The sequence below is a fragment of the Vibrio sp. YT-19(2023) genome (assembly GCF_033337395.1).
Window position 1 is genome coordinate 1 of the sequence record NZ_JAWOQN010000047.1, and the last position, 12,057, is coordinate 12,057.

Genomic DNA, 12,057 nt, shown 5'->3' on the forward strand with positions numbered 1-12,057 from the left:
TGAAACTCAGTATATTGTATAAAAGTCGGTCAACTTTAGGAGGTTTGGTTTCTCGTCTGAATTACGCAACAAAGCCACGGTACACACTTAGCTAACGTCTTAATCAAACTGTATCTAGATTAACGTCTAAGTCGAATTTTTTGAAAACTTCCGATAAAATACAAATTCCATAGTTCATTTTATGAGCACTACATTTGTTGATTTCGGATTGATACTGAAGTGGAGTTCTAAAAAGATTAGGTGTCACTCAAATCGCTACACCGTTATAAACTGTTTTAGAAATTACGTCTGAATTGCCGTTGATATGCAAAAGGCAGATCATCACTTCCAGCCGTGAAAACATTGACTTAAGCGGTAGCTATTAGTAGACCCTCTTTGAACGCTGACAACTCTATAACGTTACATAAGCTAAGAACAGCCCCTCAACCCCAGACTTAAGAGAAGCATTGGTATAAATAATCACTTAAGAGCTGAACTTACGTTAGCGTACCGAGATAGACAGATTAAGCCAGAAAAATAAATCTCACTAATCGACTTGTTAAATTTTTAAAGTGACGAAGATTTTCGTCCTAACCGTTAAAGTGTTAAAATGATCACAACATTGCTGTCGTGGCTTCAGGTGACACTTAAAGTACTTCTAGTACCCCACTATCTGATTTTTTCTTTTGGTACCCCACTTGATACCCCACCGGCTTAACCATAAAAACAAAAGGCATATTTTTCAAATGGTTAACAATAATATTCAATGGTTTCCTGGCCACATGCACAAAGCACGTAAAGAGATCGAAGAAGCAATCCCTCAAGTGGATGTGATCATCGAAGTACTGGATGCTCGTATTCCTTTCAGTAGTGAAAACCCTTTGATTTCTCAAATCCGTGGTGACAAACCTGTCGTTAAAGTTTTGAACAAACGTGATTTGGCCGATCCAGAATTAACTCAACTGTGGATTGAGCACTTGGAGCAAGAGCAACATGTAAAAGCAATGGCGATCACGACTTCTGAACCACAAGAAGTGCATCGAATCATGGAGCTTTGCCGCAAACTTGCCCCACACCGAGAAGAAATTGGTAAAAACATTCGCACCATGATCATGGGCATCCCAAACGTTGGAAAGTCGACGATCATTAACACCCTCGCAGGTCGAACAATCGCTGTAACAGGTAACCAACCCGCGGTTACACGTCGTCAACAACGTATCAACCTGCAAAATGGCATCGTATTATCTGATACTCCAGGAATTTTATGGCCAAAAGTGGAAAATCCACACAGTGGCTTCCGCCTTGCGGCTACCGGCGCGGTAAAAGATACAGCGATGGAATATGACGAAGTCGCATTCTATACCATTGAATACCTAGCAGCTCATTATGCAGACAAGCTTAAAGAGCGTTATCAAATTGAAGAGCTTCCAGAATCAGATATCGAGATCATGGAAGAAATTGGTCGTCGCCGCGGTGCACTACGTGCAGGTGGACGTGTTGACTTGCACAAAGTATCAGAGATCTTATTGCACGAACTTCGTCAAGGCACTTTGGGCCAAATTACATTAGAACGCCCAGAAATGATCACTCAAGAGCTGATTGAAGTCGAGATTGAGACCGCCCGTAAAGAAGAAGAAAAAGCGAAGCGTAAAGAAGAGCGTCGTAAGCGCTATTTACGTAATAAGCGATAAGCTTGTCTCTTATCTACTCATGTTTCAAGGCGCGATTTTCGCGCCTTTTTTGTTATCTAATGCGCCCATTTTTTTCACTTTTCAAACTTTATATTCCTCATCCAAAATCCCAGATATGAAGCACGAAAAAACACCGCAAAATCGCCGTATAAACTTTAAGCACAAACTAGTTTAGACCCCGGGCCCCTATAGAGTTACAGCCACCATCCAACCCTCAAATGTCGAGTTTGCAAGGGTCTGCAAACTTATGCAACCTGGTTAGTGACACTCTCCCCAAAATCCGCAATATGAATAAGTGTCAGCGCTGGCGTTTTTCCATATGAAGAAGAGATTTATTATGAGTGAAACTATACAAAGCAAACCACTTCCCTCCTTTATCGAGGAACGCCTAGATTTTTATATTCAAGATCTAATCGAACCGAATGAGAACAAAAAACACCTTGTTCTTGGTAAACGCCCACCGTGTAATGCCGTTGTCCTGCAAAGCAATGATTACCTTGCACTGTCTCATAATAAGGAGATTCAAAACGCGCATCGTGATGCGATTTCCCAGCACGATGACAACGTCGTGATGTCCGCGATTTTCTTACAAGACGATGAATCGAAATCTGTATTTGAAACGCAACTAGCCAGTTTCGTTGGTATGCCTAGTTGTCTACTTTCTCAATCTGGTTGGGCTGCGAATGTCGGTTTATTGCAGACTATTTGTGCACCGAACATACCTGTGTACATTGATTTCTTTGCACATATGTCTTTGTGGGAAGGCGCACGTATTGCCGGAGCACAAATTCATCCGTTCATGCATAACAACACCAGTCACCTAAGAAAACAGATTTCACGTCACGGTTCAGGGATCATTGTTGTGGATTCGGTTTACAGCACTATCGGGACCATCGCTCCTCTACGTGATATCTACGAAATAGCACAGGAGTTTGACTGCGGCCTGGTTGTAGATGAATCACACTCTTTAGGTACACACGGTCCACAAGGTGCGGGGATACTGCAGGGTCTTGGCTTAACTCATAAGGTAGATTTTATTACCGTTAGTCTTGCCAAGACATTTGCTTATCGTGCTGGCGCGATTTTAGGCCCAGAAAAACTGGCGAAGACGCTTCCGTTTTTCAGTCAATGCAGACATGACAGCTGCTGAAGTTGATCATGTACTCACTGTCTGCCAACAAGCATTTGCACACCCTGACTTAGAGTTTGTGTAAGTTAGTGTGTAGATAAAACTAAAGAGCTCAACAGTTTTGCTGAGCTCTTTATTCGTGTTATTCGTTGTGAGCAACTCGCCTCAAGAAAACAAGTCGCGAATGATTAGATCCAGTTTGCGATTTTATCGAACAAACGATTTTTATCCGCCGGTTTTACGATGAAGTCAGACATACCCGAAGACCCAATTTTGTCCAACGTGACAGGTGAACTATCCCCTGTATGCGCAATAATAGGTACCGACGCATAGTTTTTATCCGAGCTTCGAATTCGCCTAGACGCTTCTACACCATCCATAATTGGCATTTCGATATCCATCAGAATGAGATCAACATCTTCTTGCTCTAGTGTATCCAGAGCCTGCTGCCCGTCTTCTTTCTGAATCACTTCAAAGCCTTGCTTTTCAAGTAACATTGCCGTGAATTTACGCAAAGATTCATTATCATCCACGACCATAATTGTGCGCTTATTTGAATTATCTAACGTCACCGAGGCCGTTGGTGTCGATACATAGCTTGAATCATATAAGAGACGCTCAATAGTTGGTTTAGTATTCAATAACCAGGCTTGCGTTTCGATCCAAATAGGTTCATATGCAGCCTTACGTGCTCTCTGAGTCGGATGATGCTCAAAAAGATAAACTATGCGTGCTTCAGTGAAAGACAAGAGAGATTCTAATCTATCCAATTGGTTTGCTCTTGGATCTAAGCTCTCGAGATCGATAAAAATCAGATCGAATTCGAACTCGTACTCTTTCTTTTTGAGTACTTGGTTGGCATCTAAAATCGTCGAGTCAAAGCCCATAAAACGGCTAATATCTGTTACTTTAGACACCAAGATATCTTGGCTAGTCACCGTTAGAATGGTTTTGAGTTTAGTCAGATCGTTTTTGATTTCAGTAACGGTATCAGATGTCGTTAGTGGGAAAGTTAACGTAAATTGAGACCACTCCCCTAACTGAGATTGACACTCAATGTTCCCCCCAAATGAACGCATGACTTTTTTACAAAACGGTAGACCCAAACCATAACTTCCTGATTTGCCGGTGGTGTAAAAGTCTTGAAAGATATTGCGTAGAACATCAGGAGCAATACCAGCACCATTATCGGTTACAACAATTTGATTAAAGCGTTCTGAACTTATCATGGATACATGTATGTGAAAATCTTCAGATTTACGGTGATGGAAGGCATTCTTGAAAAGATTATACATAACGTATTTAAGCAGCGTATCACTACCTAGAAACTCAAACTCACTTCTCGCATCCAACGATATGGCAAATCGATCAGTGGCACGTTTATAACTGAAGCTTTCAATTGCCTGTTCAACGACCGAGTGAGCTGAATATTTTTTGAAGCTAGAACGAGAAACTCGATTTTCATCAATCGAAGTCAGCAATAAATCGATGGTTTCATTACCCGATTGGATAATGTTCATTGCATCCTGACTCACTTCACGTAATAAGGTGACATCTTCTACACTCATGACGTACTGCTCTTTTCCTGCCTCTTTCATGTTGGGCAAGATCGACTGGATAACATCTATTGAAGTGCAAAGCCCACTCAACGGGTTACGCATTTCATGTGCAATCCCTGCCCCGAATGATTTTGCCAGCGAGACTTTTGCTTCATGTTCAACTTGGTTACGAAAATAGAACAAATTACCGAAGACATAAATAAACAGAAAGATTGGCACATGAGTCCAATCCATGGTCAGGTCCAGATGGAACCCTTTTGCAACCCAAGCGAAGAATGTTGCTAAACCTATCCCAGCAAAGGTTTGAGCAAACATGACCCTAGTAACATGAACCAGTAAAATGTGTAAGAAAATTGCAGACATAAACGACATAACCCATACATTGGACCAGTCATTCATCAGTAACATATAAAAAAAGAAAAACGGTAAACACAGCGTTATCGTCACTTGGTAATAAATAGGAACATAATCTCTCCAAGTCGATGATAAGCGGTTTCTAAAAATGATTCCGAAAAACAATAACGAACAAAACAATCTAAGGGGTAAATTTTCATAAGCCTGTGGAAAGGCAAACTCCCAGACAAAGTAGTACAGCGGAAAGCCAAGAAACCCCATCCAGCCAACGAGAGTTAGGTTTGGTTCTGCATATTGATAAACCTTACGTATCGAGTCCATATAATCTGTTTTGCTTACTCCGCCTGACGCACAATAGTGTGATTTTGATTCACTTTTATCGTTTTATTATTAACTAATTATATATTAATCATCATTTATAAGCAGCGCGAAATGACGTAAACAGTTCGCAATACTTATCTTTAGTTTCAATCTTTTAAGACAGCTACACTTGATTTACAACCAAATAAACAAAGTTGCATATAGTTTAGTGCAATTTTGCGATAATCGCTCTGTATCCAATTGGATGTTAATCTCATTTTGTGCAAGAAACTTAAGTCGCGCCTTTGGCACGACTTTCCAACGATTCAAAAACAGTACTCACCGCATATAGCGCGGTGACAAACAATTGGCTTGGGGTGTGTCATGAATTCTTTCCAGATAAAAAATGTCATTTTTGATGTAGGTAATGTATTGGTACGCTGGTCTCCAGTAGAAATCGTTCGCTTAACATTTGGTGGTTCCGTAGAGTCAGAGAAAATGGCTCAGATGCTATTTTCATCACAAATCTGGAAAGATTTAAATAAAGGGACGATCTCCGAAAGGGAAGCAAAACAGCGTTATCAACGTGAACACCAAGTAACGACGGAAGAAATGGACCGCTTCTTTTATTATGTAAAACACACTCAAATACTACTTTACGGCAGTATAGAGCTGTTAAAACGAGTAAAAAGTGCCGGATATGGCGTATATGCGCTCACAGACAACATCAACGAAATTGTGGAACATCTTCGTACTACCTATGAGTTTTGGCCACTGTTTGATGGAGCAATCATCTCTTCTGAAGTTCAATTACTAAAACCACAAGCGGAGATCTACCAAACTCTACTTTCAAAGTATCAGCTTAACCCCGAAGAGACAGTATTTCTTGATGACATGCCTTACAATGTTGAAGGTGCCCGAGCAGTTGGCATGGCTGCTATTCAGTTTGAAAATGCTCGGCAATGTGAGCTCGAACTAAAAGCCATGGGGGTTAACTTCTAGAAAGCTTGTAATAAAACATAACCTTAGGGTGTATAAACAAAAAAGAGCAGTGTTGAGACTGCTCTTATCTAATGTTTTAGAACGCTAGGTTAGGAGTAAATCACGTTTTCCTCAATCCCACTAACTAATGACTGGGCGTTCTTCCAACGGAATACTTTTTCTAACACCTCTTTGCCATCAGGTGCGCGCCAAGTTCGCTCTTGATCCTCTTGTCCACCAATGTGGCGATAGAATTCAATCGCAGAAATGTTTTGCGATACAACTTCTAAATAAAGACCAGTGTCTTTAAAGTACTGCTGTTGCCATTCTGCGACAGCAAGTAATAGCTGCTTACCAATCCCACGACCACGGTAACTGTCATCAACATGCAATGCGTCAATAAAGGTTCCACGCTCGAAATCATGGTTGCCAAACACACAAACAAAGCCAAGTAGCAAACCTCCCTCCTCCGCCAAGACAATGTGCTGATTGAATGGTGGGTTGGTCAAACGGGTTTGCCAAATCAGTAGTTTGTCGTCAATCGCTTCTTTCTCAAGATAGTTATCACTAAGAATGCCACGGTAATGACGCTTCCAGCTATCCGCATGAAGATGCGCAATGCGCTCGTAGTCCTTATATTCCGCTAATCGTAAATCCATTACGTATTCCTATTTTCTTACATTTTTGCTTCTTTATAGAGTCTCGGTATATTCCACCTTTATAACACTTGTTTCTTGGCAGATTTTATACACCTTAAGCCAGAGCTCATTTTTTAATACTACTCATTATTCAATTAAAAGCAAAATATCCCATCAAGTTCCTTAATCTACACCCAAAGGAATAGTCACATTTGTCTAACTTTAATTTGACTTACATGTGTACGCTGACATTCTGGCGAACAGTTGTTAGCTCAAAGTTAGGGATACACCTGTGACTCAAAACAAACCACCTGTTATCTGGTTGAATACATTAATATTTTCTGCCAGTTTTGTTCTGACTTTTATTGTAATGCCTTGGTATGCATATCATTTTGGACTGGGTTGGGAACATCTAATTTGGGGAGTGATTGCATTTAGTTTTACTAACCTTTCTATTACAGCAGGCTATCATCGTCTCTGGAGCCACAAAACATACGAAGCTCATCCTATTTTGCGCGCCATTTTTGCGATTGGAGGAGCATTTTCTTTGCAAAATAGTGCATTACATTGGTCTTCTGATCATCGTGTGCATCACAAACATGTCGACAATAACGATAAAGATCCGTACTCAGCCAAGCGGGGTTTTTGGTATTCTCACATTGGGTGGATGTTACGTGATTACAATAAATCAAAGGAAAACGAATATACAAACTGCCGTGACCTAAAGCGCGATAAAATCGTCATGTGGCAGCATAAGTATTATGTTCCACTTGCCCTACTGACTAATATTGGTTTCCCAGTCATACTAGGACTGATCTACGGTGATATCTGGGGGATGTTATTGGTCGTTGGTGCGGCTCGACTATTTATGAGTCACCATACAACTTTTTTCATTAACTCCCTCGCACATATTTGGGGTAAGCAAACTTTCACAGACAAAAACACTGCTCGCGATAATGGTGTACTCGCCTTTTTCACATTTGGAGAGGGTTACCATAATTTCCATCATATTTTCGAGAATGACTATCGCAATGGCGTGTATTGGTGGCATTACGACCCAACGAAGTGGTTGATAAAGTCATGTTCTTGGCTAGGACTCACATCTAAGTTGCGCACAACGCCTACATTTAGAATTGAAAAAGCCCGTGCGAGTCAACTTTTGAAGAAAGCAAGAGAAAAGCTAGAATCGAAACCGAACACGCAAACAATCCTCGATCAACTACAGCACGAGTTTGATACTCTAGTTCATCACATGCAGGAATACTACGAGATGCGCAAAGAAGTACTCGGTGCCAAAACTGCCAGTGTGGTAAAAAAATACGAATGTTCTGTAACGAAAATGAAGTACCAGCAAATTAAAGCAGAGTTCGAACGGCAGCAACGTAGTTGGAACCTTATGGTTCGTCGATACGCATAGTTTATCCTCATTCTTACGATTACTTAGCTTCGCTTCGGCGAAGCTTTTTTGTGGTGAAGAGTGTTTTCCAACAATTGCTTATTGAGTAAAGTCTTTTTCCTATTGTGAATCAATTCACTCATTATTCATTCACTTTCCTAGTCATATTTTCCTTCCTATAAATAGCTTCAAACCAGCACATAACACTTAGAAAACCAAATTCCAACAATACAATCTAACGAAATTATTTATTAAATTATTATTTGTCTCAGATCATGCAAGCCCCATATTTGTCTCGTGCCACAGCTAAGAATTCTGTAAATTCCTTGTCATAAACTGAAACAGTTTCTTTCTTTTTTTACATAACATTCGGAGATCCCTATGTTAGAGCTCTTAATTGGCTTAGTGGTTACCATTGCGGTGGGTTACTTTATTGTCAAAGGCTATAAAGCTGCGGGCGTGTTACTGACCGCTGGTATTGCTTTGCTTCTTATGACTGGCGTTTTGGGGCACGACGTGCTGCCGTCAAAAATCACCTCAACTGGTAACATGGTGACAGATGCGCTGGAATACGTGAAATACATGCTTCAATACCGCGGTGGCGGTCTTGGTATGCAAATCATGCTGCTTTGTGGTTTTGCGTCATACATGACTCATATCGGCGCGAACAACGTGGTAGTGAAACAGTTCTCTAAACCGCTTTCTGTCATCAAGTCTCCTTACGTCCTTTTGGTAGCGGCTTACATTGTGGCGTGTTTAATGTCTCTTGCGGTAAGTTCTGCAACAGGCCTTGGCGTACTATTAATGGCGACACTATTCCCTATGATGGTCGCGATGGGCATTTCTCGTCCAGCAGCCGTTGCAGTGTGTGCCTCTCCAGCGGCAATCATTCTTTCTCCTACTTCTGGTGATGTTGTTATCGCAGCAGAAAAGTCTGGTTTAGAGCTTGATGTGTTTGCGGTACAAACTGTGTTGCCTGTTTCTATTTGCGCAATCATCGTCATGGCAGCGGCAGCGTTCTTCTGGAACAAATACTTAGATAAGAAAGAAAATACACCAATGGAAAAAATTGATGTATCAGAGATCAAAGCTGACGCACCAGCGTTTTATGCAGCTCTTCCATTTCTACCTATCATCGGCGTTTTCCTATTCAACGGTCGTACCATTCCAGGACTTAGTCTAGACATCTACACTATTGTGGTTGGTTCGATTTTCCTTGGAGCTCTGATCCATTATGTTGTAAATAAGTTCGATGGTAAGAAGTCACTAGAAGATTTAGATTCTTGTTACGCAGGCATGGCTGACGCGTTTAAAGGCGTTGTGATGCTTTTGGTTGCCGCAGGGGTTTTTGCACAAGGTCTGATGTCTATCGGCGCTATCGATAACCTACTTCATCTCGCAGATAATGCTGGTGCAGGCGGCGTTGCTTTAATGCTTATTCTAACTGCATTGACAGTTGCAGCAGCAATTGCAACGGGTTCGGGTAACGCGCCTTTCTATGCGTTCGTGGAGTTAGCACCATCTTTAGCTGCTAAAATGGGATTAAACCCTGCGTTCCTAATTATCCCGATGCTTCAAGCATCAAACCTAGGCCGTACTATCTCACCGGTATCTGGCGTAATCGTTGCGACATCAGGTATGGCAAACATCAGCCCGTTTGAGGTTGTAAAACGCACATCCGTTCCAGTTCTAGCAGGCCTTATCACGGTGATTATTGGTACTATGGTGCTTGTTCCAATGAGTGCCTAACGGTATTGCCACGATCAAACCAAAAGCAATATCCGAACAAAATTACATTTAATTAAAAACGCCAGCAAATGTGCTGGCGTTTTTTTATTCTAATGTGATGATTTACGCTGACTTAAATCGGTCAGGAATCTTAGTGATGCTCTCTCTGTAGCTAAACCATAAGTAGGTAACGGCAAGCGAAAAGAATAAATATGACAGTGCGAATACGATTGGAGACGTGATTAATTCCGCGGACATTCCCCACAAAACACCGAGTACGGTTATCGTCAACTTAGAAAGCATACCGCAAATGAGTAAGAATAAAGCAAGCTGTGGAAAGCGCGAGCTGCGAAATGCGAAGAAATAACAACTACCTACCGCTAAAGAAGCAATAGATAAGCCCAACATAAATGAATGGATGTGGTCTGCTGATGCGATACCAGCGGATACCGAAGCCATGAGTAATAGGAACAGTTTCATAAGTCACCTCACAACAAATCTAAAAAGCATCCCTTCATAAATGAAAACTCATTTTTCACTATATTTTGCGCCTAAAATCAGCAATTACAAGTTACTTTTTTGCTCACTTAATGAACATAAAAGCTAATCAGCTTCAATTATTACAAAAGGTTAACAATTAAAAATTAAGAAACCCTTTGCATCTGACACTTACGACACTCAGATGATAAATTCGCCATTTTTGTTACAGATGGTTAACATGGAAACATTTTGAAATTTTTTATTTGAAATGTGAACTGTGTACTCAACAGCGTAAAACCTCTCTGTCTTGACTCATCATTCGTTATTAGTGAACAAAAGATGTCACTTTTTTACAACGTTCTTACTACATACAAAACCATGAATTCACATCCACTTTTAATGTTGCAAATTATTTTATCAGTAACCGTAAAAAGAGATTCCAATCACATATTTATTGGTTATAATCCGCGCTCATTGCGTTAAACGTTGAAAAACGCAAACTAATTTTGAGAAAAAACATCTTTAAACTAACCTTCTTTGCGGCATTGCCAATAAGAGGAAAAACTGAGAATAAAAATGAGCAAGATTGATAAAGCTATGCGCATCCTGTTAGCAGGGTTCTGTATCAACCTTTGTCTTGGCATCCTGTATGCTTGGAGTGTATTCAACAAGGCACTGGTAACTGAATCAGGCTGGAGTGCTGCAGAAGCTTCTGCACCTTACGCAACTGCAACCATCACTTTCTCTATCTGTCTTCTTATTGCAGGTATTCTTCAAGACCGCATGGGCCCTCGAATGATCCTTATCCTAGGTACTGTTCTTACAGGTCTGGGCATGATCGCTTCTGGCTTTGTGAACTCTCCACTAATGCTGAACATTACATTCGGTGTGATCACAGGTGCAGGTATCGGTTTTGGTTACGCATGCCTATCACCTTCTGCGATGAAGTGGTTCCACGCTTCGAAGAAAGGTATGGTTAACGGCATTATTGCGGCAGGTTTCGGTCTAGCGGCTATTTACCTTGCGCCAGTAACTTCTGCGCTAATAGACAGCATGGGCATTCAAACTAGCTTTATGGTTCTTGGTGTTGGTATCCTAGCGATTGCAGTTCCTCTTGCAGCAACCATCAACAACCCACCAGCAGACTACACACCTGCGGAGCCTAAAGTAAAAGAAGGCCAAGCACCTAAAGCGGTGAAAAAGTCAGATGACTTAACTTGGAAAGCAATGTTGAAAACGCCACAGTTCTACTCTCTATGGATCATGTACGCGTTTGCAGCTTCTGTTGGTCTAATGATCATTGGTAACATCACGACAATCGCAAGCGTTCAAGCAAACTTGCCAAACGCGGTTTACCTAGCGTCTATTCTTGCTGTATTTAACTCTGGCGGTCGTGTTGCCGCGGGTATGCTTGCAGATAAAATCGGCGGTGTTCGTACGCTTCTACTCGCGTTCGTTCTACAAGGCGTAAACATGGTGCTGTTCGCGACGTTCGACTCTGAGTTTACACTGATCATCGGTACAGCAATCGCAGCGGTAGGTTACGGCACACTTCTAGCGGTATTCCCTACTCTAACGGCTGAGTTCTACGGTCTGAAAAACTACGGCACTAACTACGGTGTGCTTTACACAGCATGGGGTATCGGTGGTGCAATCGGCGCAGCGGTTGTTGGTTTCTCGATGACAAATGGCGACGGCTACACCTTGGCTTACACAATTTCTTCGGCAATGATGGCAGTATGTATCGTACTTGCGTTCATCACTAAGCCATTGTCTGATGCGAAAGTAGCACAGCTAAAAAACGCATAATTGCGAATTGATT

8 protein-coding genes and 1 pseudogene are annotated in these 12,057 nt (G+C 41.4%); 6 read left to right on the forward strand and 3 right to left on the reverse strand.

Annotation, left to right across the window (positions count from 1 at the left end; all coding sequences use genetic code 11):
• The first annotated feature begins 725 nt into the window (after positions 1-725).
• Together ylqF and cqsA are read left to right on the forward strand one after the other, a co-directional pair.
• Entirely contained in the window at positions 726-1,670 is a 945-nt protein-coding gene (ylqF, locus tag R7E78_RS22195; RefSeq protein ID WP_054866316.1) for a ribosome biogenesis GTPase YlqF, read from the forward strand.
• A gap of 337 nt (positions 1,671-2,007) precedes the next feature.
• Positions 2,008-2,790 (forward strand): annotated as a pseudogene (cqsA, locus tag R7E78_RS22200) (alpha-hydroxyketone-type quorum-sensing autoinducer synthase); the annotation flags it as partial.
• A gap of 197 nt (positions 2,791-2,987) precedes the next feature.
• On the opposite strand, the gene R7E78_RS22205 reads toward cqsA, so the two are convergent.
• Complete coding sequence (locus R7E78_RS22205; RefSeq protein WP_137282685.1) at positions 2,988-5,033, reverse strand: response regulator; 2,046 nt, start codon at positions 5,031-5,033, stop codon at positions 2,988-2,990.
• 363 nt (positions 5,034-5,396) lie between these two features.
• On the opposite strand from R7E78_RS22205, the gene R7E78_RS22210 reads away from it, so the two are divergent.
• Positions 5,397-6,014, forward strand: coding sequence for an HAD family phosphatase (locus R7E78_RS22210; RefSeq protein WP_318058247.1), 618 nt, complete (start codon positions 5,397-5,399; stop codon positions 6,012-6,014).
• Positions 6,015-6,103: 89 nt separating this feature from the next.
• On the opposite strand, the gene R7E78_RS22215 is transcribed toward R7E78_RS22210, so the two are convergent.
• Positions 6,104-6,652 (reverse strand): GNAT family N-acetyltransferase, encoded by a 549-nt coding sequence (locus R7E78_RS22215; RefSeq protein ID WP_005376525.1) that lies wholly within the window; start codon positions 6,650-6,652, stop codon positions 6,104-6,106.
• A 271-nt stretch (positions 6,653-6,923) separates the two neighbouring features.
• On the opposite strand from R7E78_RS22215, the gene R7E78_RS22220 reads away from it, so the two are divergent.
• Together R7E78_RS22220 and dcuC are read left to right on the forward strand one after the other, a co-directional pair.
• Complete coding sequence (locus R7E78_RS22220; RefSeq protein ID WP_005376527.1) at positions 6,924-8,048, forward strand: acyl-CoA desaturase; 1,125 nt, start codon at positions 6,924-6,926, stop codon at positions 8,046-8,048.
• Between the two features lie 360 nt (positions 8,049-8,408).
• Positions 8,409-9,776: an anaerobic C4-dicarboxylate transporter DcuC gene (gene dcuC, locus R7E78_RS22225; protein ID WP_005376528.1), complete on the forward strand. Its 1,368-nt coding sequence runs from the start codon at positions 8,409-8,411 to the stop codon at positions 9,774-9,776.
• 102 nt (positions 9,777-9,878) lie between these two features.
• Here dcuC and R7E78_RS22230 read toward each other — a convergent pair whose 3' ends face one another.
• Positions 9,879-10,235 carry an NADH:ubiquinone oxidoreductase gene (locus tag R7E78_RS22230; protein WP_130546254.1) on the reverse strand — a complete coding sequence of 119 codons (357 nt, stop codon included), beginning with the start codon at positions 10,233-10,235 and terminating at the stop codon, positions 9,879-9,881.
• 576 nt (positions 10,236-10,811) lie between these two features.
• Here R7E78_RS22230 and R7E78_RS22235 point away from each other — a divergent pair.
• The gene (locus tag R7E78_RS22235; RefSeq protein ID WP_053349165.1) at positions 10,812-12,044 is read left to right on the forward strand and encodes an OFA family MFS transporter; all 1,233 of its coding nucleotides are present in this window, start codon (positions 10,812-10,814) and stop codon (positions 12,042-12,044) included.
• Positions 12,045-12,057: the final 13 nt, after the last annotated feature.